Origin of the sequence: Ramlibacter aurantiacus, from assembly GCF_016722895.1 — a bacterium.
GTDB lineage: Bacteria > Pseudomonadota > Gammaproteobacteria > Burkholderiales > Burkholderiaceae_C > Ramlibacter > Ramlibacter aurantiacus.
Genome location: NZ_JAEQNA010000001.1, coordinates 520064 through 546892, shown reverse-complemented (window position 1 = coordinate 546892; position 26829 = coordinate 520064). Strand labels below are relative to the sequence as shown.

The 26829-nt window shown below is 70.2% G+C and carries 27 protein-coding genes; 8 read left to right on the top strand and 19 right to left on the bottom strand.

Annotated elements, in window-relative coordinates; genetic code table 11:
• The first annotated feature begins 1 nt into the window (after position 1).
• Both JI739_RS02580 and JI739_RS02575 read left to right on the top strand, forming a co-directional pair.
• Complete coding sequence (locus tag JI739_RS02580) at positions 2–799, top strand: cyclase family protein (RefSeq protein ID WP_236589029.1); 798 nt, start codon at positions 2–4, stop codon at positions 797–799.
• Positions 796–1527 carry an SDR family NAD(P)-dependent oxidoreductase gene (locus JI739_RS02575; RefSeq protein ID WP_201682271.1) on the top strand — a complete coding sequence of 244 codons (732 nt, stop codon included), beginning with the start codon at positions 796–798 and terminating at the stop codon, positions 1525–1527. The genes JI739_RS02580 and JI739_RS02575 overlap by 4 nt, the downstream gene beginning before the upstream one ends.
• Before the next feature lie 45 nt (positions 1528–1572).
• Here the strand turns inward: JI739_RS02575 and JI739_RS02570 are convergent, their stop codons facing one another.
• Positions 1573–2568: a Bug family tripartite tricarboxylate transporter substrate binding protein gene (locus JI739_RS02570; RefSeq protein ID WP_201682270.1), complete on the bottom strand. Its 996-nt coding sequence runs from the start codon at positions 2566–2568 to the stop codon at positions 1573–1575.
• Between the two features lie 87 nt (positions 2569–2655).
• Positions 2656–3510: a formylglycine-generating enzyme family protein gene (locus tag JI739_RS02565; protein ID WP_201682269.1), complete on the bottom strand. Its 855-nt coding sequence runs from the start codon at positions 3508–3510 to the stop codon at positions 2656–2658.
• Between the two features lie 101 nt (positions 3511–3611).
• Here JI739_RS02565 and JI739_RS02560 point away from each other — a divergent pair, with 101 nt between their 5' ends.
• The gene (locus JI739_RS02560; RefSeq protein ID WP_201682268.1) at positions 3612–5018 is read left to right on the top strand and encodes a sulfatase-like hydrolase/transferase; all 1407 of its coding nucleotides are present in this window, start codon (positions 3612–3614) and stop codon (positions 5016–5018) included.
• Between the two features lie 10 nt (positions 5019–5028).
• A complete protein-coding gene (locus JI739_RS02555; protein ID WP_201682267.1) occupies positions 5029–5544 on the top strand; it encodes a MarR family winged helix-turn-helix transcriptional regulator in 516 nt (171 codons plus the stop codon).
• 34 nt (positions 5545–5578) lie between these two features.
• Here JI739_RS02555 and JI739_RS02550 read toward each other — a convergent pair whose 3' ends face one another.
• The 3 genes from JI739_RS02550 to JI739_RS02540 all read right to left on the bottom strand — a co-directional run bounded on the left by JI739_RS02550 (position 5579) and on the right by JI739_RS02540 (position 8197).
• Positions 5579–5953: a RidA family protein gene (locus JI739_RS02550; RefSeq protein ID WP_201682266.1), complete on the bottom strand. Its 375-nt coding sequence runs from the start codon at positions 5951–5953 to the stop codon at positions 5579–5581.
• Between the two features lie 134 nt (positions 5954–6087).
• Positions 6088–6963, bottom strand: a complete 876-nt coding sequence (gene kynA / locus JI739_RS02545; protein ID WP_201682265.1) for a tryptophan 2,3-dioxygenase — start codon at positions 6961–6963, stop codon at positions 6088–6090.
• Positions 6964–6973: 10 nt separating this feature from the next.
• On the bottom strand, positions 6974–8197 hold the full coding sequence (locus JI739_RS02540; RefSeq protein WP_201682264.1) for an amino acid aminotransferase: 1224 nt from the start codon (positions 8195–8197) through the stop codon (positions 6974–6976).
• Between the two features lie 290 nt (positions 8198–8487).
• Here JI739_RS02540 and JI739_RS02535 point away from each other — a divergent pair, with 290 nt between their 5' ends.
• From JI739_RS02535 to JI739_RS02525, 3 genes are read left to right on the top strand one after another with little or no spacing between them, the layout of a single operon-like run.
• Positions 8488–9561: a Rieske 2Fe-2S domain-containing protein gene (locus tag JI739_RS02535; RefSeq protein WP_201682263.1), complete on the top strand. Its 1074-nt coding sequence runs from the start codon at positions 8488–8490 to the stop codon at positions 9559–9561.
• Positions 9551–10369: a TauD/TfdA dioxygenase family protein gene (locus JI739_RS02530; RefSeq protein WP_201682262.1), complete on the top strand. Its 819-nt coding sequence runs from the start codon at positions 9551–9553 to the stop codon at positions 10367–10369. Before JI739_RS02535 ends, JI739_RS02530 begins: the two co-directional genes overlap by 11 nt.
• 39 nt (positions 10370–10408) lie before the next feature.
• On the top strand, positions 10409–11389 hold the full coding sequence (locus tag JI739_RS02525; RefSeq protein WP_201682261.1) for a Bug family tripartite tricarboxylate transporter substrate binding protein: 981 nt from the start codon (positions 10409–10411) through the stop codon (positions 11387–11389).
• An 8-nt stretch (positions 11390–11397) separates the two neighbouring features.
• On the opposite strand, the gene JI739_RS02520 is transcribed toward JI739_RS02525, so the two are convergent.
• Positions 11398–12126: a TetR/AcrR family transcriptional regulator gene (locus tag JI739_RS02520; RefSeq protein WP_201682260.1), complete on the bottom strand. Its 729-nt coding sequence runs from the start codon at positions 12124–12126 to the stop codon at positions 11398–11400.
• Between the two features lie 58 nt (positions 12127–12184).
• A complete protein-coding gene (locus JI739_RS02515; RefSeq protein WP_201682259.1) occupies positions 12185–13903 on the bottom strand; it encodes a GMC family oxidoreductase in 1719 nt (572 codons plus the stop codon).
• Between the two features lie 158 nt (positions 13904–14061).
• Between JI739_RS02515 and acuI the strand changes: the two genes are divergently transcribed.
• The gene (gene acuI, locus JI739_RS02510; RefSeq protein ID WP_201682258.1) at positions 14062–15045 is read left to right on the top strand and encodes an acrylyl-CoA reductase (NADPH); all 984 of its coding nucleotides are present in this window, start codon (positions 14062–14064) and stop codon (positions 15043–15045) included.
• Between the two features lie 259 nt (positions 15046–15304).
• Here the strand turns inward: acuI and JI739_RS02505 are convergent, their stop codons facing one another.
• The 12 genes from JI739_RS02505 to JI739_RS02450 form a co-directional block, all read right to left on the bottom strand.
• Complete coding sequence (locus JI739_RS02505) at positions 15305–16051, bottom strand: SDR family NAD(P)-dependent oxidoreductase (protein ID WP_201682257.1); 747 nt, start codon at positions 16049–16051, stop codon at positions 15305–15307.
• A complete protein-coding gene (locus tag JI739_RS02500) occupies positions 16048–16647 on the bottom strand; it encodes a UbiX family flavin prenyltransferase (RefSeq protein ID WP_201682256.1) in 600 nt (199 codons plus the stop codon). Before JI739_RS02500 ends, JI739_RS02505 begins: the two co-directional genes overlap by 4 nt.
• 123 nt (positions 16648–16770) lie before the next feature.
• The gene (locus JI739_RS02495; RefSeq protein WP_201682255.1) at positions 16771–17277 is read right to left on the bottom strand and encodes a TIGR02444 family protein; all 507 of its coding nucleotides are present in this window, start codon (positions 17275–17277) and stop codon (positions 16771–16773) included.
• Positions 17274–19592: a molybdopterin-dependent oxidoreductase gene (locus JI739_RS02490; RefSeq protein WP_201682254.1), complete on the bottom strand. Its 2319-nt coding sequence runs from the start codon at positions 19590–19592 to the stop codon at positions 17274–17276. The genes JI739_RS02495 and JI739_RS02490 overlap by 4 nt, the downstream gene beginning before the upstream one ends.
• On the bottom strand, positions 19585–20490 hold the full coding sequence (locus JI739_RS02485) for a LysR family transcriptional regulator (protein ID WP_201682253.1): 906 nt from the start codon (positions 20488–20490) through the stop codon (positions 19585–19587). Before JI739_RS02485 ends, JI739_RS02490 begins: the two co-directional genes overlap by 8 nt.
• Positions 20491–20526: 36 nt before the next feature.
• Entirely contained in the window at positions 20527–21525 is a 999-nt protein-coding gene (locus tag JI739_RS02480) for a Bug family tripartite tricarboxylate transporter substrate binding protein (protein ID WP_201682252.1), read from the bottom strand.
• A gap of 64 nt (positions 21526–21589) precedes the next feature.
• Positions 21590–22336: an enoyl-CoA hydratase/isomerase family protein gene (locus JI739_RS02475; protein ID WP_201682251.1), complete on the bottom strand. Its 747-nt coding sequence runs from the start codon at positions 22334–22336 to the stop codon at positions 21590–21592.
• Positions 22333–22767, bottom strand: a complete 435-nt coding sequence (locus tag JI739_RS02470; protein WP_201682250.1) for a GlcG/HbpS family heme-binding protein — start codon at positions 22765–22767, stop codon at positions 22333–22335. The genes JI739_RS02475 and JI739_RS02470 overlap by 4 nt, the downstream gene beginning before the upstream one ends.
• Complete coding sequence (locus tag JI739_RS02465) at positions 22754–23665, bottom strand: dihydrodipicolinate synthase family protein (protein WP_201682249.1); 912 nt, start codon at positions 23663–23665, stop codon at positions 22754–22756. Before JI739_RS02465 ends, JI739_RS02470 begins: the two co-directional genes overlap by 14 nt.
• 157 nt (positions 23666–23822) lie before the next feature.
• Positions 23823–24311, bottom strand: a complete 489-nt coding sequence (locus JI739_RS02460; protein ID WP_201682248.1) for an aromatic-ring-hydroxylating dioxygenase subunit beta — start codon at positions 24309–24311, stop codon at positions 23823–23825.
• Between the two features lie 8 nt (positions 24312–24319).
• Positions 24320–25588 carry an aromatic ring-hydroxylating dioxygenase subunit alpha gene (locus JI739_RS02455; protein WP_201682247.1) on the bottom strand — a complete coding sequence of 423 codons (1269 nt, stop codon included), beginning with the start codon at positions 25586–25588 and terminating at the stop codon, positions 24320–24322.
• Complete coding sequence (locus tag JI739_RS02450; protein ID WP_201682246.1) at positions 25585–26820, bottom strand: NAD(P)/FAD-dependent oxidoreductase; 1236 nt, start codon at positions 26818–26820, stop codon at positions 25585–25587. Before JI739_RS02450 ends, JI739_RS02455 begins: the two co-directional genes overlap by 4 nt.
• Positions 26821–26829: the final 9 nt, after the last annotated feature.

Below are 26829 nucleotides of genomic sequence, written 5' to 3'. Positions count from 1 at the left end.
CATGCAGGCAACGACGACATCGCTTCTCACCGAACTGGCGCAGGCCCTGGCCAGCCGGCGCATCCGCGTGGTCGACCTCACGCAGACGCTCACGCCCGACTTCCCGCAGATCGCGCTGCCGCCCGAGATGGGGCAGTGCTGGGGTTTCCGGGTCGAGGAAATATCGAGCTATGACGAACGCGGGCCGGGCTGGTACTGGAACAACTTCTCCTGCGGCGAGCACACCGGCACGCACTTCGACGCGCCGGTTCACTGGATTTCGGGGCGCGACCTGCCGAACAACTCGGTGGACACGATTCCCGCCGAGCACTTCGTGGCGCCGGCCTGCGTGATCGACTGCTCGACCCAGGCGGCGGCCGACCCCGACTACCTGCTCACCGTCGCCGACATCGAGGCCTTCGAGCAGGCGCACGGCCGCATCCCCGCCGGCGCCTGGGTGCTGATGCGCACCGACTGGTCCAAGCGCACCGACCCCGAGGCCTACCAGAACTTCGACGAGACCGGCCAACACACGCCCGGCCCCAGCAGCGAGGCCGTGCGCTTCCTGGTGGAGCAGCGCAACGTGCTGGGCTTCGGGTCCGAGGCCATCGGCACCGACGCCGGGCAGGGCTACCACCTGCGCCCGCCCTACCCCTGCCACTACTTCATGCACGGCGCCGGCAAGTACGGCCTGCAGTGCCTGGCCAACCTGGACCAGCTGCCGCCCGCCGGCGCCGTGCTGATCTGCCCGCCGCTGAAGATCCAGAAGGGCAGCGGCAGTCCGCTGCGCGTGCTGGCCCTGGTCGAGGAGAGCGCATGAACGCCAATCCCAACCGGGTGGCCCTGGTGACCGGCGGCAGCGCCGGCATCGGCAAGGCCATCTGCGAGCAACTGCTGGCGCAGGACTACGAGGTCATCTCGTTGGCGCGCCGCGCCGGCGAATGGCGGCACCCGCGCCTGCACGCCATCGAGGTGGACCTGACCGATCGCGCGGCCACGGCCCAGGCCGCGCGCGACATCGCGCAGCGCTTCGAGGTGACCACCTTGGTCCACAACGCCGGCGTGATCCGGCCCGCCTTGCTGCCCGAGGCGCGGCTGGAAGACCTGGACGCGCTGATGCAGTTGCACGTGGCCAGCGCCGTGCAGCTGGTGCAGGCCGCCTTGCCCGCCATGCAGGCGCGGCAGTTCGGGCGCATCGTGCTGATGTCCTCGCGCGCCGCCCTGGGCCTGCAGACCCGCACCGCCTACTCGGCCACCAAGGCCGGCATGCTGGGCATGGCCCGCACCTGGGCCCTGGAGCTGGCGCCGCAGGGCATCACCGTGAACGTGGTGGCGCCGGGGCCGATCCGCACCGACATGTTCCATGACGTGGTGAAGACCGCCGAGCAGGAACGCAAGGTGGCCGAGGGCATCCCGGTGCGCCGCGTGGGCGAGGCCGGTGACGTGGCGCGCGCCGTGTCGTTCTTCGTCGACGCGGCCAACGGCTTCGTGACCGGCCAGGTGCTGTACGTCTGCGGCGGCACCAGCGTGGGCAGCCTCACGCTGTAGGCGTGGGTCGTGGGCCGTGGGCCGTGGGGCTGGCCTGCGCGGCCCTCACTCGATGCTGATGCGGGCGCTCTGCACCACGCTTTTCCAGTGCGCGCTCTCGCTGCCCATGCGTTCGCGGAAGGCCGCGGCCGAAAGCTTGCTGGGCTCCAGGCCGCGCTTGCGAAGCTCGGCGTCCAGCTCGGGGCGCCTGACGATGCGCGTGACCTCGGTGGTGAGCAGGTCCAGCACCGGCTGGGGCGTGCCGGCCCTGGCGAAGATCGCGTTCCAGGCGCGCACCTTGACCGACGGCAGGCCCAGCTCGGTGGTGGTGGGGACCTGCGGCAGCAGCGGGTTGCGCTCGTCGTCGGGCACCGCCAAAGCCTTCAGGCGGCCGTCGCGGATGTGCGGCAGGGAAGAGGACATGCCGTCGATCATCAGGTCGGCGTGGCCGCCCATGATGTCGGTGATGGCGGGGCCCACCCCACGGTAGGGCACATGGACCATCGGAGCCCCGGTTGCCAGCTTCAGCATCTCGCCGCCCAGGTGCGACAGCGTGCCCGCGCCGGGTGAGGCGAGGGTGATCGGCTTGCCGGTGCGCTTGGCGTTCTCGACCAGGGCCCCGAGATCGGTACCGTTCGCCGAGACGAGCACCAGCAGCGACTCGATGGGCGGAGAGACCGGCACCAGGTCCTTGGCCGGATCGAAGTTCGCCGACTTGTACAGGTGCGGTGCGGTGACGAGGTACGCGGCGCCCGCCAGCAGGGTGTAGCCGTCGGCCGGCGCGGACAGCACACGGCGGGTGGCGATCAGCCCGCCGGCCCCGGTCACGTTCTCCACGGGAACCGATTGCTTCAGGGCGTCCTTGAGCGGATCGGCCACCGAGCGGGCCACGATGTCATTGGGCCCGCCGGCGGCGAACGCCGCAATCATCGAGACCGCGCGCGTGGGGTACGCGCCGGACGTCGCCCAGCCCCATCCCGGCAGCCAGGCCAGGCTGGAACACAGGGCGCCGCCGAGGAGGTGGCGGCGGGTGGGGTTCTGGGGTGTGCGAAGAGTGGTCATCTCGGGAAGCCTTGGCTGCATGCGGCACCGTGCGTTGCGCGAGCGCGGAAACACCCAGTCTAGGCAGCGGCATCGACGGTGGGGAATTCACAAAACCGGATCGGTCGATCCGGAATCTGCATCGATGGGGCGATCCGCCACGCACCGGAAGCCGATGTGGCTGGTCGGCAAGTCCGCCCGCTGCGCATACCGGGCGGCGGGCCGATAGCGCTGGCAGTAGTTGCGCGCGCACAGGTGAGAGCCGCCCTTGATCACCTTCTCCAGCACGCCGTCGCGCGGTGAAGCCGATGCGCAGCAACCCGGCTTGGCGGCCGCACCGCCGACGGACCAGCGGTCGCTGGTCCATTCCCACACGTTGCCGATCATGTCGAACAGGCCGTAGCCGTTGCCGGGGTAGCTGCGCACGGGGGAGGTGCGTTCCCAGCCGTCGAGCAGCGTGTTCTGGTGCGGGAATTCACCCTGCCAGTAGTTGGCCAGCACCAGCCCGTCGGGGGCGAGCTGGTCGCCCCAGGCGTAGTCGGCGCCTGCCAGCCCACCGCGCGCGGCGTACTCCCACTCGGCCTCGGTGGGCAGCCGCTTGCCCGCCCACGCCGCGAATGCCTGCGCGTCCTCGTAGGCGACGTGCACCACCGGATGCTCCTGCAGTCCATCGAGACCGCGGGCCCAGGGGTTGCGCCAGCAGGCACCCTCGCGCAAGCGCCACCACAACGCAGGATCGAAGCGATCGACGGGACCGCTTGTCTTCTCGAACACGGCCGAGCTGCCGGTCCGTTCCGCCGCCGTGAGGTAGCCGGTGGCCTGCACGAAGGCCGCGAAGGACGCGTTCGTGACCGGCGTCTCGTCGATCCAGAACGAGTCCACCTCGACCACTCGCACGGGGCGCTCCTCGGGGTAGAACCGCGCCGATCCCATGGCGAAGGCGCCACCTTCGATCCACTGCATGCCATGCCTGGCCCGAGATATATCCACTTGCATATGCATTTGCATTCGATCATGATACGGGCCGCTTCCGCATCTTCGCAACCCGCAAGGAGCATCGCCCCATGGCCTCCAACCCTTCGACCCGCCGCCCCAACGTCATCGTCATCCTGGCCGACGACATGGGCCATGGCGACGTGTCCCTGTACGGCAACACGCGCATCGAGACGAAGCACATCGACAGCATCGGCCGGGCCGGCGTGAAGTTCACCGCCGGCTATACCTCGGCTCCTTTATGCAGCCCGGCCCGAGCGGGCCTGGTCACCGGCCGCTACCAGCAGCGCTTCGGCTTCGAGCAGCAGGTGTCCTCGGGCGCCTTCCCCGAGCGGCGCGAGGTGCGCCTGGAAGACGGCAGCCTGGCCCCGCTGCAGGGCGAGGCCGAGTTCATGCGGCGCGGCGTGCCCACCACCGAGAAGAACATCGGCGAGGTGTTCAAGGCCGCCGGCTACAAGACCGGCGTGGTCGGCAAGTGGCACCTGGGCCATGCGCCGCAGTTCCTGCCAAACAACCGCGGCTTCGACTATTCGTGCGTGTTCTACGGCAACACCAGCCTGCAGCACACCAACCCGGAAGACCCGGACTACATCAGCCTGAAGGTCGACTTCCACGACGAGGCCAAGGACACGGCCTGGACCCGCCACGGCTTGAACGGCGTGCGCCGCAACGGCGAGCTGATCGACGTGGACCAGTACCTGATGTTCTTCTTTCGGGACCAGGTGCTGCAGTTCATCGAGGAAAACAAGGACGAGCCCTTCATGCTCTATTTCCCGATGAACTCGCCGGTGCCACCGCTGCAGGTGCCGCGCAACTACTTCGAGGCCTTGCGCGACAAGATCGCCAACATCAGCGTGCGTGCCTACAGCGCCCTGGTGCAGGCCCAGGACGACGTCATCGGCGCGGTGCTCGACAAGCTGCGCGCGCTCGGCCTGGAGGACGACACCCTGGTGGTCTTCGTGAGCGACAACGGCTGCGCCGACAGCCGCCCCGGCAGCAACGCCCCGTTCTCCGGCGGCAAGTACACCACCTACGAGGGCGGCATCCGCATGCCCTACGTGATGAAGTGGCCCGGCCGCATCCAGGCCGGCCAGGTGTACGACGAGCCGGTGAGCACGCTGGACATCCTGCCCACGGTAGCCGCCGCCTGCGACGTGCCCACCACCGGCACGCAGCAACTCGATGGCGTGAACCTGCTGCCCTACCTCGAGAAGGAGAAAGAGGGCGCGCCGCACGAGCTGCTGTTCTGGAAGCTGGCCGGCTATTCGGCCGTGCGCATGGGCAAGTGGAAGCTGTATCTGGAGATCAGGAACGGCATCGCCAAGCTGTTCGACCTGCAGGCCGACCCCCAGGAGAAGAACGATGTGTCGGCGCAGGAGCCGCAGGTGTTCGAGGACCTGAAGGCCCGCTACGCCGCCTGGGACAAGAGCCTGCCGCCGCGTGCGTGGACCAACATCTCGCCGGTGTTCAAGAAGTGACGATCGACGGATGAAGCCCAAAGCCGCTCCGTCCGCGCCCCGCAAGCCTGCCGTCAAGGCGGCTGCCGCAGGCACGGACGCGGACTTCGACTTGAATCACTTCCTGCCGCACAAGTTGTCGGTGCTGTCGCGCCTGACGCAGGACCTGCTGGCCGCCACCCTCGGCCGCAGCGGCATGACCGTGGCGCAATGGCGGGTCTATGTCTGCCTGTCGGCGCAGGGGCCTTGCCATCTCAACGGCATCGCCGAGTTCACGCGACTGCCGCAGTCGTCCCTCAGCCGCTCCATCGCGCAGATGGCCGAGCGCGGCCTGGTGCAGAACGCACGCGACGAGAACGACCGCCGGATCGCGCGGATCGAACTGACCGAGCAGGGCCGCGCGCACCTGGCTCGGCTCACGGCGGAGATCCAGGCCAGTTGCGACTCGGTGTTCGCGATGGACGACGAGAAGGCGTCGAGGCTATTCCACCGGACCATCGACGAACTCGTGGCCCGCCTGAACGAGCGGGTGCACGGCGCGAGCTGAGCGGGTCGAGCCTTCGGCGACGTGGCCATGCGCGTCACACCATCGCGTAGGCGACGATCTCGATCTTCATGCCCGGCACGGCCAAGGCCGACACGGCCACCGACGATCGGTTGGGGTAGGGCGCCGAGAAGACCTCGCGGTACACGTTGTCCACCGCCTTCATGTCGGCGATGTCGGTCAGGTAGATCAGCACCTGCGTCACGTTCTCCAGCGTGCCGTCGGCGGCCTGCACCGCGCGCCTGAGGTTGTCGAAGGTCAGTCGGGCCTGCTGTTCGACCGGGCCGGTGTCGATCGTGGCATCGAGCCGCACCGGCCCGTGCGCGGTAAAGACCATGCGACCCGTGCTGCGCACCACCCACGAGAAGGGTTGCGACAGCGCCGGCAACCCGCAATCCAGAACTTCCTTCATTCCATGATCCTTTCGGTTTTCAATGACTTGGCTGCCCCGCGGTCGATGGCGAAACGAAAGGCCTTTCCAGCGGCAACCGCGGAACGCCGCTGGTTGCGCCCCCTGGGGGGAAGCGCCGAAGGCGCTCCGGGGGCTCATAGCTCGGTCCGCAGGGACCAAAGCTCGGGGAACAACACCACGTCGAGCATCTTGCGAAGATAGCTCACGCCGCCGGTGCCACCGGTGCCGCGCTTGAAGCCGATGACGCGTTCCACGGTGGTGACGTGGCGGAAGCGCCAGAGCCGGAAGCTGTCCTCGATGTCCACCAGCTTCTCCGCCAGCTGGTACAGGTCCCAGTGGGCGTCCGGCCGGCGGTAGACGGTGAGCCAGGCCTGGCGCACCGCTTCCTTGGCCACATAGGGCTGGGTCCAGTCGCGATCGAGGCTTTCGGCCGGCACGGGCAGGCCGGCGGCGGCCAGGCGGCGGATGGCCTGGTCGTAGAGCGAGGGCGCCTCGAAGGCCGCGCGCACCATCGCCAGCCGCTCGGGATGGTGCTCGTGGGGCTTGAGCATGGCCGCATTCTTGTTGCCCAGCGTGAACTCGATGCAGCGGTACTGGAAGCTCTGGAATCCGCTGGACGGACCGAGGAAGGGTCGCACCTGGGTGTATTCGGGTGGCGTCATGGTGGCCAGCACGTCCCAGGCGTGCACCAGCTGCTCCATGATGCGCGAGACCCGCGCCATCACCTTGAACGCCTGGGGCATGCGGTCTTCGGATACGGCGGCGACGGCCGCGCGCAGCTCGTGCAGCATGAGCTTCATCCACAGCTCGCTGGTCTGGTGCTGCACGATGAACAGCATCTCGTCGTGCGCGGGCGACAGCGGCCGTTGCGCGGTGAGCACCTGGTCCAGTTGCAGGTAGTCGCCATAGCTCATGGCACCGCTGAAATCCAGCTGGGCACCCTCCTGCTGGACGATGGCTTCCGGCGTGGGTGAGGCCGTCGGGGCGGGTCGGTCGTTGTACGGGCACATGCGGGCTCCTTCAGGCTGCGGGCGTTTCAAGGACGGCGGCGATCGCGTCGGCCACGTGGTCGATGGCCGCGGACGTGAGGCCCGAGATGCACAGGCGGCCGGTGTCCACCAGGTACACCGCGTGCCGCTCGCGCAGGCGCCGCACCTGGTCGGGCGAGAGGCCGGTGTAGCTGAACATGCCGCGCTGCGCGAGCAGGTAGCCGAAGTCGTGCGCCTGGCCGCAGCGCGCGACCAGCGCCGCATGCAGCGCCTGGCGCATGTCGCGCATGCGCTGGCGCATGGTGGTGAGTTCCTGCAGCCACAGCGCGCGCAGCTCGGGCGACTGCAGCACCGCGCCGACCAGCGCGGCGCCGTGCGCGGGCGGGGTCGAGTAGCTGCGGCGCACCGTGACCTTGAGCTGGCCCAGCACGGCCTCGGCCGCCGCCGCGTCGCGGCACACCACGCTCAGGCCACCGGCGCGCTCGCCATACAGCGAGAAGTTCTTCGAGAAGGAGTTGGCCACCAGGAACTCCAGCCCGGCGTCGGCCAGCAGGCGGATCGATGCCGCGTCTTCGTCGGCGCCGTCACCGAAGCCCTGGTAGGCCATGTCGACGAAGGGGATCAGGTTGCGCTCGGCGAAGAGGCCGGCCAACTCGCGCCACTGCGCCGCATCCAGGTCCATGCCGGTGGGGTTGTGGCAGCTCGCGTGCAGCAGCACCACGGTGCGCGCCGGCAGGGTGGCCAGGAACCGGCGCATGGCGTCGAAGGCGATGCCGGCGGTGGCGGTGTCGTAGTAGGGGTAGCCGCCCACCTGGTAACCGGCGCCTTCGAACAGCGCGAAGTGGTTGTCCCAGGTGGGGTCGGGCACCACCACCTGGGTGCAGCCCAGTTGCGTGCGCAGCAGGTCGGCGCCGGCGCGCAGCGCGCCCGAACCGCCCACGGATTGCATGGTGGCGATGCGGCCATCGAGCACGGCCGGATGCTGCGCCCCGAACACCAGCTCCTGCACTGCCTGGCGGTAGGAAGCCGAGCCCTCCATCGGCAGGTAGGGCGCCGGCCCGCCATTGCGCAGCAGCGCCTCCTGCGCCTGCCGCACCGACGACAGCACCGGCAGGCGGCCCTGCTCGTCGAAGTACAGGCCGATGCCGAGGCTGACCTTGTCGGGGCGCGGATCCCTGGAGAAGGCGTCCATCAGTGCCAGGATGGGGTCGCCGCCGTAGCGGGGCAGGTGGGAGAAGAGGGTGGGAGGGGTCATGTCTCGGAGCTGTGGTTCAGAGGGCGACGAAGACCTTGCCGGGGTTGAGGAGCCCACGTTCGCCCGACGCGCGAAAGAGACGCGGGGCGGCGGCGTGCGATGCCCAGCGTACCCTGGGTGCCGATCGACGCACGGTGCCGGCCTCGGATGGGCCTGCCCGGGGCCAGGGCGATGGGCTCAGCCGGGACGTGTGTATCGAAACGCCCGTTGACACGACCCCCACCTTCTGCAAGCATCCTTTTATTCGCACAAGTGGCAATAAGCTGCGGATGCTGCTCACAGGAAGGTGAATGCAATACCTCAACAACGCGTGGTACGTCGCCGCGCCCGTCACGGAGATCAACCGCAAGCCCCTGCGCCGCGTGATCCTCGACTCCCCCGTGGTGCTCTACCGCACCGAAGCCGGCGAGCCGGTCGCCTTGCTCGACCGATGCCCGCACCGCTTCGCACCGCTGTCGGCCGGCACCTTGCGCGGCGACCAGCTGCAGTGCCGCTACCACGGGCTGCAGTTCGGCCCGGATGGGCGCTGCACGCACAACCCGCACGGCGGACCGATCCCGCGCACGACCTTCGCGCGCTCCTTTCCCGTGCTCGACCGCTACGGCTTCACCTGGATCTGGGCCGGCGACGCCGAGCAGGCCGACCCCGCGCTCCTGCCCGACCTGCGCCCGTTCGACCAGCCGCGCATGCGCACCCGCCTTGGCACCATCACCATCCCAGCCGACTACCGGCTGGTGATCGACAACCTGCTGGACCTGAGCCACGTCGAGTTCCTGCACCCGTCCTTCACCAGCGAGGGCTCGCTCGAATCCACGCGGCACGAGGTGCGCGAGGTGGAGGGCGTGGTCCATTCCGACCGCTTCAAGCACGACTGCCTGGTCAGCCCCATGCTGCGCCGCGTGTGGCAGCGCGAGGTGGCAAGGGGCGATGCGCGCTCGTGCATCCGCTGGCACCCACCCTCGAACCTGTTCCTGGACATCGGCGCCACCGAGACCGGCGCGCCGCCGGAGGCGGGCGTGAGCCTGTCGCTGCTGCACCTGCTCACGCCCGAGCGCGCCGACCGCACCCACTATTTCTGGGCGGTGGCCTGGGATCCGCGGCACGACGCGCCGGGGCTGGACGAGTTCCTGGAGAAGGTGCTGGTGGAGGCCTTCGAGATGGAGGACGAACCCATGATCGCCGCGCAGCAGGCCAACATCGGCGCGGACGTCGACCTGATGGCACTCGGGCCCTCGCTGCTCAAGACCGACGCCGCGGCCGTGCGGGCGCGGCGCGTGCTGCAGCGGCTGATCGACGACGAGCGCGCCACCGCCGCGCCCGCTGCCACGCCACCGGTCCCTGAAGAGGCAGCCCATGCACGTTGAACACCTCACCCCTTCCATCGGCTCCGAGATCGGCGGCATCGACCTGTCCGATGCGCGGCAGGTCGAGATCCATGCCCCCCGCCTGCGCGAGCTGCTCGCCGAACGCCAGGTGATCTTCTTCCGCGACCAGGAGCTCAGTCCCGCGGCGCAGGTGCGCGTGGCCCGGGTGTTCGGCAAGGTCGAGCCGGTGTCGTCCACCTTTCCCTCGCATCCCGACGATCCGCACGTCGAGCTGCTGATCACCCAGGGCACGCAGACCGGCACCGATATCTGGCACGCCGACCTCACCTGGCAGGCCACGCCGCCGGCCGGAGCCTGCCTGTACGCGGTGGAGGTGCCGCAGACCGGCGGAGACACGATGTGGGCCAGCATGACCACCGCCTACGCATCGCTGGGCAAGGACCTGCAGGCGCACCTGAAGGGGCTGCGCGCGGTGCACAACTGGGAGGCACCGGCCCTGCGCGACAACGTGCTGCGACGCGACCCCAGCGGCGAGCTGTACCGCGCCACCCGGCAGAAGCACGTGCCCATCGAACAGCCCGTGGTGCTCGAACACCCGGTCACCGGCCAGCCGGTGGCTTTCGTCAACGCCCTGTACACCACGCACGTCCTGGGCGTGTCGCAGGACGAGGGCGCATCGCTCATCGCCTTCCTCAGCGGCCTGGCCAAGGTGCCCGAGTGGCAGGTGCGCTTCCGCTGGCGCAAGGGCTCGGTGGCGGTGTGGGACAACCTGGCGACCCAGCACTACGCCGTCAACGACTACTACCCCGCGCCCCGGCGCATGCACCGCGTCGCGATCCGGCGCTGATCCTTTCTTCCACCACCACCCACCTCGAGAGGCTCGATCATGAAACTGGCACGACGTGCATTCCTGCTGTCCGCGACCCTGCTGGCCTTGTCGTCCACGGCACCGGCCTGGGCCCAGCAGCGCTACCCGGGCAAGCCGATCACCATCGTGGTGGCCTATCCCGCGGGCGGCGAGACCGACGTGATCGCGCGCATGTTCGGCGAGAAGCTCACGGCCCGCCTCGGCCAGCCCGTGGTGGTGGACAACAGGGTCGGCGCGACCGGGATCATCGGCACCACGCATGTGTCCCGCGCGGCGCCGGACGGCTACACGCTGCTGCTTGCGCCCAACACTTTCACCATCGCCCAGACGGTGCTCAAGACACCGGCGGGCAGCGGCTACGACGTGCTCAATGGCTTCACGCCCGTCATCCAGGCCGGCACCGCGCCGCTGTTCCTGGTGGCCAGCGCGGGCAGCGGCTTCAAGAGCGTGGCCGACGCGGTGGCGGCCAGCAAGACGCGCGAGATCGCCTACGGCAGCCCCGGCACCGGATCGCCCATGCACATCCTGGGCGAGCTGCTCAATCGCGAGAGCGGCGCGCGCTTCCGGCATGTGCCCTACAAGGGCGTGCTGCCGGCGGTGAACGACGTGGTCGGCGGGCACCTGCCGCTGGTCTACACCTCGCTGGGCATCGTGGCGCCGCACTTCGCCACCGGCAAGCTCGTGCCGCTGGCAGTGGCCGACCGCCAGCGCTCGCCGCTGGCCCCCAACGTGCCCAGCCTGCAGGAGCTGGGCTACAAGGACATCGAGGTCAGCGGCTGGTACGGCCTGTACGGCCCCAAGGGCATGCCAGCCGAGGTGGTGGCCACGTTGAACTCGCACCTGAACGAGATCCTGCGCATGCCCGACGTGGCCGCCCGCATGGCCACGCTGGGTTCGCTGCCGCTGGGCGGCACGCCCGAGTCGCTGCGCACGCGCACGGCCGCTGACTACGAGCGTTTCAACGGCCTGCTCAAGACCTTGAACCTGCAGGCCGACTGAGGCGATCGTCAGGCCGCGCCGCGCCGCTTCGGCGCGGGCGGCACGTCGCTGCGCTCGATGGTGTCGGCCAGCATGCGCGCGACGAACTTCAGGTAGTCGTCCACTTTGCGGTCGGCCTTGGGGCCTTCGCCGAACAGCTCGGCCAGGAGCGGCTGCGCGATGGGCAGGAAGGCCGACACGCTGAGGATGGCCAGGTGCACGAAGCGCGGATCCAGCCGTGAGTGCGGAGTGTCGTCCAGCAGCATGCGCGTAAGTTCCAGGCCGCGCTGCGTGATGCGGTGCAGCGGCGTGCCTTCGGGGTCGTCGCCGCCCTCGGCTCCCGACTGGTAGATCTCGGACAGCGCCAGCCGCTCGAAGTGCGGGTGTTCGCGCATGAACTCCAGCCGCAGCATCAGGCGGTGGTGCACCCGCTCGGCCAGGTCACCCTCGGTGCGTAGCGCCGTTTCCATGCGGTCCTGCAGCTGGCGCATCAGGTGCTGGGTGGCTTCCATCAGCAGGCCCTTGAGGTCGCCGAAGTAGTAGCGCACCAGCGCCCGGTTGACCCCGGCCGCGGCGGCCACTTCCACCACGCTCAGTTGCTCCGGCGTGCGGGTGCGCAGCAACTCGATGGTGGCCGCGAGGATGACCTCGCGACCCACGCTGGCATCGGCCGCGGGACGGCCGCTGCCGCGGCGCGTCGTTGCCGGCTTGTCGGCGCGGGCGCGGGTGGGCTCTCGGGTGCGGGCGGGGCTTGGCATGGCGGCTCGATTGTCGCCGGCCAGGCCACATGCGGCGCTCGCGATCGGCCCGGGGCGATCAGCGCTCTGCCAGGATCCAGCGCGCCGCCTTCTCCGCGACCATCAGCGTCGGGCTGTTGGTGTTGCCGCTGGTGATGCGCGGCATCACGCTCGCGTCCACCACCCGCAGGCCGGCCACGCCGATCACCCGCAGCTGCGGGTCCACCACGGCGCCCGGGTCGTCCGCGCGGCCCATGCGGGCGGTGCCCACGGGATGGAAGATGGTGGTCGCGATGTCGCCGGCCACCTGGGCCAGCGCGTCGTCGCCCTGGTGCTCCGCGCCTGGCAGGTACTCGGTGGGCCCGTAGCGGGCCATCGCCGGCTGCGCCACGATGCGCCGCGCCACCCGCAGCGAGTCGGCCGCCACCTTGCGGTCTTCGTCGGTGCTGAGGTAGTTGGGCGCGATCAGCGGGGCCGCGCCCGGGTCGGCGCTGCGGATGGCCACCGTGCCGCGGCTGGTCGGGTTGAGGTTGCACACGCTCGCGGTGATCGCCGCAAAGCGGTGCAGCGGCTGGCCGAAGGCGGGCAGGCTGAGCGGCTGCACATGGAACTGGATGTTGGGGTGCGGCCGGCCCGGGTCGCTGCGGGTGATGGCGCACAGCTGCGAGGGCGCCATGCTCATGGGCCCGGTGCGGCGCCACGCGTACTCCAGCCCGATCAAGGCCTTGCCCCACAGGCTGCCAGCCATCGTGTTGAGCGTCTTGACGTTGTCGACCTTGAAGACGGCGCGCACCTGCAGGTGGTCCTGCAGGTTGCTGCCCACGCCGGGCGCGTCGCGCAGCACCCCGATGCCGTGGCGCTGCAGCAGGCCGCCGGGGCCGATGCCCGAGAGCTGCAGCAGCTGCGGCGTGCCGATGGCGCCGGCCGAGAGGATGACCTCGCGCCGCGCCCGCACCTGCACCCGATCTCCGCCCCGCACGAGCCACGCGCCCTTGCAGCGCAACGCGCCTGCGCCGCCAGGCTCCAGCACCAGTCGCGAGGCATGCGTCCGCGTCCACAGCGTGAGATTCCTGCGGTGCTTGAGGATGGGGCGCAGGAAGGCCTTGGAGGCGTTCCAGCGCCAGCCGTTCTTCTGGTTCACCTCGAAGTAGCCCACGCCCTCGTTGGAGCCGCGATTGAAATCATCGGTCGCCGGCACGCCGGCTTGCTGCGCCGCCTGGGCGAACGCGTCCAGGATGTCCCAGCGCAGGCGCTGCTTCTCGACCCGCCACTCGCCGTCGCCGCCGTGCCAGGTGCCCACGTCTTCGTCGATCGAAGGCAGCCGCTGGGTCGGATCCATCGGCTGCGAAGGCACGCTGCGGGAGACCGGCTCCGGCGCCCGCCGGCCGCGCAGGCGATGGTGGTTCTCGTGCCGCTTGAAGTCCGGCAGCACGCCGGCCCAGCTCCAGTCGGGCTCGCCGGCCAGCGCGGCCCAGCCGTCGTAGTCCCGCGCCTGCCCGCGCATGTACAGCATGCCGTTGATGCTGGAACAGCCGCCCAGCACCTTGCCGCGCGGGTACAGCAGCGAGCGACCGTTCAGCCCGGCCTCGGCCTCGGTGCGAAAACGCCAGTCGGTGCGGGGGTTGTCGATGCAGTACAGGTAGCCCACCGGAATGTGGATCCAGGGGTAGTCGTCGGGGCCGCCGGCTTCGACCAGCAGCACGCTGCGCGACGGATCGGCGCTCAGGCGGTTGGCAAGCAGCGCGCCGGCGCTGCCGCCGCCGATGATGACGTAATCGAACTCGACGAAGCTGTCCATGCGCTGCGGGGGCTGGTGATGGCGCGCACTGTAGCGCTGCACGCGGTGAGCCGGATGCCCGCCCCGGGTCAACCCTCATTCGGTTTGCCGACCGCCGGTCTATTTTCGTCCGACGTTCGCGTCGGACACGACCCGCGGATCCACCTTCATGGGAGTACATGGTGTTCAAGGCAATCTGGCTGGAGCAGGCATCCGGCGTCACGCAGGCATCCGTTCGCGAACTCGACGATGCCGTGTGGTCCGACGGCGATACGCTGGTGCGCGTCGAGTGGTCTTCCCTCAACTACAAGGACGCCCTGGCCATCACGGGCCGCGCACCGGTCGTTCGCAAGTTCCCCATGATTCCCGGCATCGATTTCGCCGGCATGGTGGAGTCGTCCAGCAGCGGCGAGTGGCAAGCCGGTGACCGCGTGGTCATGACCGGCTGGGGCCGCGGCGAAACGGCCTTCGGTGGCTTCGCGCAGAAGGCGCGCGTGAAGTCCTCCGAACTGGTGCGCCTGCCAGAGGGCATGGACGCGCGGTCGGCCATGGCTATCGGCACCGCCGGCTTCACCGCCATGCTGGCCGTCGAGGCCCTGGAGCGGCACGGCGTGCGGCCCCAGGAGGGCGAGGTGCTGGTGACCGGCGCCGGCGGCGGTGTCGGCGGCTTCGCGGTGGCCCTGCTGGCGCGCCAGGGCTTCGACGTGGTGGCGGTGACCGGCCGCCCGGCCGAGGCCGAGCGCCTGCGCCGACTGGGCGCCCGCGACATCCTGCCGCGCGATGCCTTCTCGCAACCGGGCAAGCCGCTGGCCAAGGAACGCTGGGCGGGCGTGGTCGACAGCGTGGGCAGCCACACGCTGGCCAATGCCTGCGCCAGCACGCGTTACGGCGGCACCGTGGCCGCCTGTGGGCTGGCCCAGGGCATGGACTTTCCCGCTACGGTGGCGCCGTTCATCCTGCGCGGCGTCACGCTGGCGGGCATCGACAGCGTCTACTGTCCGGCCGAACGGCGGCCCCCGGTCTGGCAGCGCCTGGCGCGCGACCTGAGTGCCGAGGTGATCGACGCGATGGTCGAGGTGTTGCCACTCGATCGCGTCATCCCCGCCGCGCAGGACCTGCTGGATGGGCGTGTGGGGGGGCGGGTGCTGGTCGAGGTGCGCTGATGCGCATCTATCCGTTCACCCTGGCCCCATTCGACAATGCTCAGGACGGCCAGTAGAAGGGCTCGGTTCGCGGTGCGGCTTCGACAAGCTCAGCCCGAACGGAGTGCCCGGTTCGCGGTGCGGCTTCGACAAGCTCAGCCCGAACGGAGTGCCCGGTTCGCGGTGCGGCTTCGACGAGCTCAGCCCGAACGGAGTGCCCGGTTCGCGGTGCGGCTTCGACGAGCTCAGCCCGAACGGGTATTGCGTGTTCGCCTTGAATTCAAACCCGCCAGCGCGCCCCGCCATCCAGGTCGATCACCGTCCCCGAGATGTACCCGGCCTGCGGCGATGCCAGGAACCAGGTGCAGTCCGCGACCTCGCCGGCCGTGGCCATGCGCTGGAAGGGCAGGTTCTTCAGCAGCGCCGCATAGGCATCGCCGCCCGTGCCGGACGCCAGGCCCGCGGTGCGCGCGGTCTGGGTCAAGCCCGGGTTGATGCCGACGACCCGCACGTTCCAGTCCACCGCCTGCGCGCCCAGCGCTTCGGTGAAGGCGATCAGCGCGGCGTTGGCGGTGGTGGTGAGGATGGTCTTGGGATTGGGCTTCACGCCCGCGGTGCCGATGATGTTGACCACCACGCCGCCGCCATCGGCCCGCATGCGCTCGCAGGCAACGCGCGTGGCCTCGATGGCGCCCAGGACCTTGTCGGCCCAGACGCCGCGCCAGTGCGCCGGCTCGCTGTCCTGCAGCGACAGGCGCGGAATGTTTCCAGCGGCGTTCACCAGCACGTCGACGCGTGGCGGTGCAGCCAGCGCGGCGGCCAGCGAGTCAGGGTCGCCGACGTCGCAGCAATGGGTGTGTGCCGCTGCTGCGCCGGCGGCGCGGCAAGCCTCGGCGGCCTGGGCCAGGCGGGCCTGGTCGCGGCCCAGCAGGTGCAGCGTGCAGCCGGCGGCGGCGAAGCGCTCGGCGATGGCGCCGCCGATGCCGCCGGACGCGCCGGTCACGACCACGTGTCGGGTGTCGTTCATGGGTTCACCTCCGTGTTTTTCTTGTGGCCGCCGGTCCAGCGGCGCGTGCCGGGCAACGCGATGTCGAACAGGTCGAGCGCGCGGCCCACGGTCTGGTCGACGATGTCCTGCACCGTGGCGGGCCGGTGGTAGAAGGCCGGCACCGGCGGCATCACGATGGCGCCGTTGCGCGTGGCCTGCGCCATCAGCTCGATATGGCCCGCGTGCAGCGGCGTCTCGCGCAGCAGCAGCACCACGCGCCGGCGCTCCTTCAGGCACACGTCGGCGGCGCGCGCCACCAGCTCGTCGGCATAGCTGTGGGCAATGCCGCTGAGGGTCTTGATGGAGCAGGGCGCCACCAGCATGCCGGCCGTGCGGAACGAGCCCGACGAGATCGAGGCGCCGATGTCCTTGGCATGGTGCACCTCATGGGCCAGTGCCCGCACGTCGTTCACCAGGTAGTCGGTTTCCTCGGCGATCGTTCGCGCGGCCGAGGCGGTGAGCACGAGGTGCGTGCGCACGCCGGGCAGGCTGCGCAGCAGCTCCAGCGCGCGGATGCCGTAGATGGCGCCCGAGGCGCCCGTGATGGCGACGATGAGGTTGCGTGCGTCCTGCATGGGTCAGCGTGTGTTCTCCCGAGGGTCGCGGCTGGGCTGGACCAGCGGCGGCACTGGGTCGTTCATGGTCACCTCGATCGATTGCCTGCAGTTCAGGTCATCTCTCCTGTACGTCGGGCCTGCTCAGGACGAGGCGGCCGCTTCGAGCGTCGCCAGGGCCGCGCGAACCTCGTCGCTTTCCAGCTCGGCGGTGGTGCCGCTGGCCTGCGCGAAGTAGCGGCAGACCTCGCGCGCTGCCGAGCCGTGGGGGCCGGCCGGGCGCGGGGGCGCTCCCCAGGCGTACAGCCGCGACAGCACCACCCGCTCGGCCTGCAACTCGGCCGCCTTGACGGCGCTGCGCGCGGCCTCGGCTTCGGCCTCGGGCACCTCCGGCCAGCCGGCCTTCATCCGTCGCCGCAGTTGCCGCAGCGGCACCACCACCTCGCTTCGCCAGGGCCGCACGTGGGCATCGGCTTCGGCGATCGCGGCGGGGCCGGGGGGCTGGCCCTGCGCCTGGCGGAACAGCGCGTGCAGCAGCACGCACACGTCGAGCTGCAGGCGGTCCTGCAGGACCAGGCAGGCCGGGGCGACACCGGGCCGGGCGTAGAAGCCGAGGGCCCAGGTCCAGAGCGGGTCGTCCGGCAAGCTCATGCGCGCCCCACGAAGGCCGGCGGCTCGTAGCAGCCGAGCGGCGGTGGCTCGCCCTCGAAGCGCTCGACCTGCACCAGGCAGGTGAGGGCGCTGGTCGCCTGCGACAGGCGCGAGGTGCCGATGTCGAGCGTGACCATGTTCGGGTTGCCGTGCTTGTCGAGCGTGTCGTCCTGCGCCGCATCGAGCGGGTCGTACCAGGCGCCGGTGGCGATCTGCACCACGCCGGGCATGAGCACGTCGCTCACCACCAGGCCGGCCAGCAGCGCGCCGCGCCGGTTGAACACGCGCACGACATCCCCATCGGCCAGGCCACGCGCCTGGGCGTCGGACGGGTGCATGCGCAGCGGCTCGCGGCCGCGCACCTTGGCCGCCCGGGACAACTCGCCGTGGTCATACTGGCTGTGCAGCTTGGTCGAGGGCGCGTTGGACACCAGGTGCAGGGGGAAATCGCGTGACAGCGGTGCGCCCAGCCACTCGGCCGGCTCGCGCCACACCGGGTGGCCCGGGCAGTCGTCGTAGTCGAAGCCGGCAATCGTCTCCGAAAAGATCTCGATGCGGCCGCTGGGCGTCTTGAGCGGCTGGCCACCGACGAAAGCCGACAGCAGCGGCGGCCCGGAGCGCGCCACCGGCAGCACGATGGGGTCGCCCGCCCAGAAGGCGTCGAAGCCCGGCAGCTCGAAGCCCGCGCCCCGTGCGCGCTCGGCGGCCTGCGCGTACAGGTGCCGCAGCCACGCTTCTTCGTCGCGGCCTTCGGTGAAGGCGGGGCCGACGCCCAGGCGCTGGGCCAGGTCGGCAAAGATGTCGTGGTCGTTGCGCGACTCGCCCCAGGGCTGCACGATGCGGTGCGAGGGGGCGATCAGGTTGTCGCGCGCGGAGCAGGCGATGTCGTTGCGCTCCATCGTGACGGTGGTCGGCAGCACCACGTCGGCATGGCGCGCGGTGGCGGTCCAGAAGCTCTCGTGCACCACCACCAGCTGCGGTTTGCGCCAGGCGCGCAACAGGCGGTTGATGTCCTGGTGGTGGTGGAAGGGGTTGCCGCCGGCCCAGTACACCAGGCGGATGCCGGGGTAGGTGAGGCGCTGGCCTTCGAACTCGTACGGCTCGCCCGGGTGCAGCAGCATGTCCGACAGGCGCGCGACGGGGATCGTCTGCTTCACCGGGTTGCTACCCTGCGCGAGCGCGGGCCAGGCCAATGGAACCAACGGCCGCCCGATGCCGTTGACGCTGCCATAGCCGAAGCCGAAACCACCTCCGCGCGTGCCGATCTGCCCCAGCATGGCGGCCAGCGTGATGGCCATCCAGTAGGGCTGCTCGCCGTACTGCGCGCGCTGCAGCGACCACGACATCATCAGCATCGTGCGCGAGCGGGCCATCTCCTGCGCCAGCGAGCGGATGCGTTCGGCCGGCAGGCCGCACAGCGCCGCGGCCCAGTCGGCCGACTTGGCCACGCCGTCGCTCTCGCCGCGCACATAGGCCGCGAAGCGATCGAAGCCGGTGGTGTGGCGCGCCAGGAAGGCGGCGTCGTGCAGGCCCTGGGCGAGCAGGGTGTGGGCGATGCCCAGCATCAGCGCCACGTCCGAGCCGGGTCGCGGTGCCAGCCATTCGGCCTCCACCTCGTCGAGCGTGTCGTCGCGCACCGGGCTGATGGAGACGAAGCGCACGCCGGCGCGGCGGCAGGCGAGCATGGCCTCGCGCAGCACATGCCGGCTCACGCCGCCCGAGTTGACTTGCGCATTGCGCCAGGGCGCGCCGCCGAACATCACCACCAGCTGCGATTCGGCGGCGATGTCCTCCCACGAGGTCTGGCCCGTCACCAGGCCGGAGCGGTCGCCCACCACGTAGGGCAGGATGGTCTCGCCCGCGCCGTGGCTGTAGTTCTGCACCGAGCGCGTGCAGCCGCCGATGCCGTTCATGAAGCGATGGATCTGGCTCTGCGCGTGATGGAAGCGCCCGGCGCTGCTCCAGCCGTAGGAGCCGCCGTAGAGCCCTTCGTTGCCCACCTCGCCCTTCACCTGGCCGATGGCGTCGGCGACCAGCGCCAGCGCGGTGTCCCAGTCGACTTCGACGAAAGGTTCGCGCCCGCGCCCCTCGCCGCCGGCCTGCAGGCCGCGCTCGAGCACGCTGCGGCGCACGGCGGGGCGGCCGATGCGGGCCGGGCTGGTGCGGGCCTGCAGCAGCACGGAGCCCAGGCCCAGCGGGGACGGGTCGGCATCGCCCTCGAAAGGGTCCAGGGCCACCGGGCCGCGCGCGTCCATCCGGGCGCGGTACAGGCCCCAGTGGGTGGCGACGGTGGGGCGGGCGGGGGTTTCAAGCATGGGGGGCGGGAGGCGGTGCGCTCAAGTGGTCGAACAGCTTGCGCGCGTGGGGCGTGAGGGTGGCGAGCTGGCGCAGCACGATCTTCAGTTCGCGATCGGCCCACTCTTCGTCGAGGGGGATGACTTCGATCGGCGCCTGCCGCTGCAGCCGGCGCGCCGTGGATTCGGGGATGACGGAGACGCCCACGCCGGCCGCGACCAGCCGGGTGATGGCGTCGAAGCTGTTGACCTGGATGCGCATGCGCATGTTCTGCCCCAGCAGCAGGGCCTGCTTGGCCAGCCAGATCTGCAGCGAGGCCCGGTCGCCCAGGCCGATGAATTCGTAGTCGAGCAGCTGGTAGAAGCGCAGCACCTCGCCGCGCGCCAGCAGCTTGTGGTTCTGGGCGGTGATGGCCACCAGCCGGTCGCGGCGGAAGGGGTAGGACTGCAGGCTGTGCAGGCTCACGCGGCCGGCGATGATGCCGATGTCGGCATCGCCCCGGTCGACCGCGTTCACGATGTCCTGGCTGGTGTGCTCGTGCATCTCGATGTTCACGCGCGGGTGCAGCGACAGGAAGCCGGCCAGCAGCTGCGGCAGGAACTCGTTGATGGCGTTGGTGTTGGCCGCCAGCCGCACCAGTCCGCTGGCGCCGCGATGCAGGTGGGTCAGCTCTTCGCGCAGGCCGGCGGTTTCTTTCAGGATGGCCAGCGCGCGCGCCAGGAACATCTCGCCGGCCGGAGTGAGCGACACGCCGCGGCTGCTGCGCTCGAGCAGCAGGACGCCAAGGGATTCCTCCAGCGCCTTGATGCGCGCGCTGGCCGCCGCCACCGCGATCGGGAAGCCCTCGGCGGCGCGGGTGAGGTTGCCGCACGAGGCGACGGCGACGAACAACCTCAGGTCGACGATGTCAAAGCGCATGGTCCGCACGGCCGGGCCCGCGGGCCCGGCCGGTCATCACTCCGCCTGCAGGTTGGCCAGCTTGGCCGCCGCGCGCAGCTGCTCGGCGTCGGCCCGCAGCGCGGTGGTGAACGCGCCGGCATTGCCCGGCGTGGGCTCCACGCCCATGCGGCGCAGGGCCGTGACGATCTCCGGGTCCTTCATCGCGTTGGTGAGTGCCGTGCTGATGCGGTTGCTCACCGCGGCGGGCATGCCGGGGCGGCCGACGAAGCCCAGCAGGAAGGAGTACTCCATGTTGTCGGCGGCCGGGAACATGGGCGCGGCTTCCGGGGCCAGCGGGCTGGGCTTGCTGGCGGCCACGCCGATGATGCGGGCGTTGCCGGCGGCCGCATGGCCGGCCAGCGAGGGCAGGGCGGCGACCGTGCACTGCGTCTGGCCACCGATCATGGCCGGCACCGACTGGCCCGATCCGCGGAAGGGCACGTGCTCCACGTCGAGGTTGAGCTTGCGCTTCATGGTCTCCAGCGTCAGGTGGTGCAGCGTGCCGACGCCCGACGAGCCGCAGGACAGCGCGTTGGGTTTGCTGCGCACCAGCTGCGTGAACTCGGCCAGGTTCTTGACCGGCACGTCCTTGTTCACCGCCAGGAAGTTCGGCGCCTTCGCCGCCACGGCCACCGGCGTGAAATCCTTGTTCACGTCATACGGCAGCGACTTCATGATCAGCGGGGTGATGTTCAGGAAGGCGCTGTCCGAGAAGATGAGCGTGTACCCGTCGTTGGGGGCGCTGAGCAGCGACTGCGCCGCCACCACGCCGTTGGCGCCGGGCTTGTTGTCCACCACCACCGTCTGGCCCAGCTCCTTTTCCATCAGCGGGCCGACCCGGCGGATCACCGAGTCGGGCAGACCGCCCGGCGCGTAGGGCACGATGACCCGGATGGGGCGCTGCGGATAGCTGTCCTGGGCCATGGCCAGGCTGGCTCCCAGGGCGCCAAAGGCGGCGACCAGCAGGGCGGCGGCGGTGCGCCGGGTGACGGATGGGGTGGATTCGTGTTGCATCTCTTTTGTCTCCAGGAGTGGGTGATGTCAAGGCGGCGCCGGCATGCCGGCGGCCCCTGTGCTTCTACCGCGAAGCCAGCACGAGGGCCAGCAGGTTTCGCCCGGTGTCGGCCGCGTCGTCGAAGCTCTGCAGGCGCGCCCGCGCAAGGTACTGCTTGACCCCCGCCAGCGCCGGGCGGCTGCGCTCGCGCAGCTTGGCAAGGAGCGCCTGTCCGGCCTGCTCCAGCTCGCCGGTGGCCACCACCTGGCTCACCAAACCCAGCTGGCGCGCCTCGGCCGCGCCGATCACCTCGTTGGTGTAGACCAGCCAGGCCAGCGCCTTCTGCGGCACGCGGTCGAGCACGGTGGCCATGGCCAGCGTGGGCGGCATGTCCGACTTCAGCTCGGGAAAGGAAAAGCGCGCGTTGTCGGCGGCGATGGTGAGGTCGGCCGAGCCGGCCAGCGCGGCGCCGAAGCCGTGCGCCTCGCCCTGCACCAGGGCCACGATCGGCACCTGCACCTCGCGGAAGGCGGCGTACACGGCAACGATGGGATCCATCATGCGGGTGCGCAGCTCCAGCGGCGTGGGCTTGGCCGAGGCCGTCACCGGCCCCTGCTCGCGGCCCTGGCAGAAGTGGTCGCCCTCGGCCGACAGCACCACCGCCTTGAGCGCGGGATCGGCGGCGAGCTGCCGCAGCACCTCGGCCAGCTTGACCACGGAGCTTTGCGGAATGCGGTTGCCGGTCTCGGGCATGGACAGGCGCAGGTGCGCGATGTCGCCGTCCTTCCAGCAGGCCAGGCCGGCCTCGACGGTGCGTTGATCGCCGCTCACGGCTTCAGCCCCGTCTTCTCGTAGAAGTAGGCCAGGGCCGCTTCGGCGCACACCTGGTCCTCGCCGGCGGTGCCCGAGCTCACGCCCACGCCGCCGACGATGGCGCCGTCCACGGTGACCGGCAGGCCACCGCCGATGATGCTGAAGTGGCCGCCGTTGGTGATGTGGATGCCGAAGGTCGGCTTGCCCGGCTGGCACAGGTCGTTGTAGACGTGCGTGCCCTTGCGTGCCACGGCGGCGGTGAAGGCCTTGTCCACGGCGATCGAGATGCTGCTGATCTTGCCGCCGTCCATGCGGTCGAAGGCGATCAGGTGGCCCGATTCGTCGGTGACGGCGTTGCACATGGGGATGCCCATCTCGCGCGCCTTCCTGGCCGCGCCATCCAGCAGCACGCGGGCTTCTTCGTGGGACAGTCGTTTAACGGTAAGCATTGGCGTGGTCCTTCATGAAGTCGGTTTGCGAGAGATAGGCCTGAAGCGCCGCCTTCTCGTCGGCGGTGAGTTCGTTGAACGGCGGGAAGGGCTTGCCCACCGGGTGGCCCAGGATCTCCATGGCCGCCTTCAGCGTGGGCGTCAGGCCGCGGTGCATCCACTTGGCCGGGAACAGGCCGAACTGCAACTGCAGCCGCGCGGCCTCTTCGTACTGGCCCGCCAGGAAGGCCTTGACGATGCGATTGGCCAGCGCCGCGCCCGGGGGCGGCATGGTGGCGCCGCTGCCGCCCAGCATCAGCGTGATCAGCAGCATCTGCATGGTGGTGTAGTAGCGGGCGTGGCCGGCCTTTTCCACCTCGACGATCAGCTGGCCCACGCGCGAGAGGTCGCGCGAGCTTTCCTTGACGTATTGCACCTGTGGCAGCTTGGACAGCTCGATGGTCGCGGCCACCGACACGTTGGCGCCCGGGCCGGGGTTGAGGTACAGCAGCATGGGCAGCCTGGTCTCGCGCGCCACCGATTCGAAGTAGGCCACCATCTCCGCGGTGGTGGGTTCGCCGCCGAAGGGGCGCAGCGGCACCAGCAGTTGCACGGCATCGGCGCCGATGTCCTCGGCCAGGTGCGCCATCTCGATGGCGGTGCGGAAGTTGGGGTGCGAGATGCCCACGGCCACCGGGCAGCGCTTGTCCACCAGGGCCACCGTCTGGCGCACCAGCTCCTTGCGCTGCTCCAGGCTCAGGAAGTGGTACTCCTGCGCCTCCACGCCGGCGGCCACCACCATGGCGGCGTCGCAGCGCTTGACGATGAAATCGATCTGCGGCGCGAGCGCGTCGTAGTCCACCTGCTGCGCGTCGTTGAACGGCGTGAGCGGCGGAACGATGAGTCCGGGGGTTTTCATTCAGTGTCTCCTTCAATTCAATTCAGTGAGCCATTCCGAGGGGCGCGATGCATGAACGCAGACCACGCCATCGCGGGCAACCGCGAACCGGCTTTGCCGGGCCGCTGGTTGCGCCCCTTGAGGGGGGCGCCGAAGGCGCTTCGAGGTGGTTCAAATTTCACACCGGCTCGACCACGGAGTCGGGCAAGAGCAGCGAGTCGTACACGCAGATGCGCTCGGCCAGGCGGAAGCCTTCGCCGTTGCGCTCGACCAGGTCGTGGTACACGCCCGAGAGCACCAGGCGGGTCGACTGGTGGTGCAGCGTCTCCACCAGCAGCACATTGGCGCGCACCCGCAGCAGCTCGCCCTCGGCGCCCGCCAGGCGCGCCGGGGTGACGAAGCGGCGCAGGTGGCGCGGGCGGATCATGGCCGCTTCCTTGATGGCGGTCACGCGGTCGGCCATCATCAGCCGGCCTTCGCAATGCATCAGCGCGATCGGCAGCTGCAGGTCGAAGTTGTCCTTGGGCACGATGCGGTAGAGCGCGTCGTCGCGGAAGAAGCCGGGCCAGTCGTCGTAGCGCTGCTCGTCCAGCGCGGTGGCATAGGCCTGGTACAGGTCGTCCAGGGCGAAGCGGTCGTCGGCGCCCAGTCGCGGGAGGAATTGCATGGTCGCGTTCACAGGCCCATCACCTCGATGTAGTGCTTGTAGAAGGCGCGGATGGCCACCTCGGTGATCATGTGCGGCTGGTCCTGCACGTCGCGCCCGCCCATCTCCACGATGCAGGCGTTGTCGGGCCAGTCGCCCAGGCCCTGCTGCGACATCGCCAGCACTTCGCTGTCGTCCGCCGACACCAGCCCGGCCGGTCCCATCAGGTTGGCCTGGCGCACGCGCCGCTGGGTCATCTCGGGCGTGTCGTCGGCGTAGCCGAAAAAGGTCCAGTTGAGGTCGAAGGCATCCGGCCCGCGCGGCACGATCTGGCGCATGGCCAGCGTGTTCGACTGCTGCTGCACGATGAGGTTGGGCCAGATGGTCTGCATGACCACGGTGGCATCGCCCGGGAACTCGCGCACCGGGTCGAGCAGGCGCGGGTCCTGCAGCTTGTATTCGGTGCGCAGGTTGTTGGCCATCTCGCGCGCGGCCACCTCGTCGGCCGCACCGCCGCGCCGGCTGATCAGCGCGCTGTGCCGGCCGCTGGCGTCCATCTCCACGGCCGACTGCTGGTCCATGCGGAACAGCCCGAAGGTCATGAGGAACACGTGCAGCACGCTCGCGTGGTAGGGGTCCTTGATGTTCTCGAACATCAGCTTCCAGTTGGAGCCGATGCGCTGCTGCAGGTAGCCCAGCACCTTGAGCTCGCGCCCGTCGAACACGCGGTCGAAGTAGCGCAGCTGGGCGCCGAGATAGGTCTCGAAGGGCTCGGCCTTCGGATCGAAGGACAGGAAGACCACGCCGTGCCGGCGCGCCACGTGCACCGGCGGTGCCTGCCGGCCCTCGATGGAAAAGTCCTTGGGCATGCCGCCCTGGCCCTTGTAGCCGCGTCGGAACGGAATGCCCGTGACCTTGCCGGTCAGGTCGTAGTTCCACTGGTGGTAGGGGCAGGTGAAGCTCTGCGTGTTGCCGCGCGGCTGCCGGCAGAAGGCCACGCCGCGGTGGGCGCAGCTGTTGGCGAAGGCGTTCACCTCGCCGTTCTCGCCGCGCACCACGATGACCGCGCGCTCGCCCACGTGCGTGACCACGAAGTCGCCGGTGTTCGGGATCTCGGCTTCCAGCGCGCCGTAGCTCCAGCTGGGGCCGCCGAAGATGCGTTCCTGCTCGCGGGCGTAGACGGCCGGGTCGGTATAGACCCAGAAGGGAATGCGGGTCCATTCGCCTTCGGGCCAGCGGCGGGTTTCGATGGGCTCGGCGACGTGCGATGCCGCCTGCCGGGTGGGGGTGTCGTTCATGCGATGGCTTTGAGAAGTTCCTGAAGCGGCCTGTTGGTGTCCGCCAGCAGGCTGGCGGGCAAGGCCCGGCCCAAGTCCAGCAGCCGGGAGATCGGCCGGCGCTCGCGCCCCGCGTTCCACAGGCAAGCCGCGGCGATCCGGTCGTCCTGCAGCATAAAGGCGCACCAGGAGCGCGCGTCCAGGCTGCCGCGCAGCACCACCTGCTGCGTGGGATGGGGATAGCCCAGGATCTGCAGGTTGTTGTCGAACTGGTCGGTCCAGAACCAGGGCGCCTTGCGGGCATCCTGCGGCTGGCCGGTGATGGCGCGGGCGGCGGTCACCGCCTGCAGCTCGGCGTTCTCCCACGACTCGAGCCGCATGCGCTGCGCGCCCCAGAGAAGCTCATGGCGCGCGACGTCGCCCACCGCGTACACATGCTCGGCCGGCGTGCGGGCCGACTCGTCCACCAGGATGCCGTCGGCGCAGGGCATGCCGGCGGCGATGGCCAGGCCGTCATTGGCCAGGGCGCCGATGCCCACCACCACCACGTCGGCCTCGATCGCGCTGCCGTCGGACAGGCGCACGCGGCAGACCGAGTCCACGCCTTCGAGCGCCTCGACCCGGGCGCCGGTGCGAACGTCCACGCCGTGCGAGCGGTGCATGGTCTCGACGGCTTCGGCGATGGTGGATGTCACCACCCGGCTCAGCAGGTGGCGCGCGGTCTCCAGCACGGTCACGCGGCAGCCGGCCTGGGTGGCGCTGGCGGCCACCTCCAAGCCAATGAAGCCGCCGCCCACCAGCACCACGGATGCGCCGGGCTTGAGCTGCTCACGAAGGGCCAGCGCGTCGGCCGCGGTGCGCAGCGTGACCACACCGCCCAGGTGGGCGCCGGGCAGGGGCAGTTCGCGGGCGCGCGATCCGGTGGCGATCACCAGCCGGTCCCAGGGCAGCGTGCCGCCGCCCCCCAGGCGGGCCAGGCGCGCGGGCAGGTCGAGCGCGGTGACCGCCTCGCCCCGGATCAGCTGGATGTCCTGCTCGGCGCACGCGGGCTCGCCCAGGATGGTGGCGCGGTCGGGCTCGGCCTTGCCGGTGAGCACCTCCTTGGACAGGGGAGGGCGCTCGTAGGGGTACTCGGACTCGGCACCGACGAGCAGGATCTCGCCCTGCCAGCCGTGCTGCCGCAGCGACAGGGCCGTGCGGGCGCCGGCCTGGCCGGCACCGACGATCAGCACGCGTTGACGGTCGACGGACATGGTGTGTGC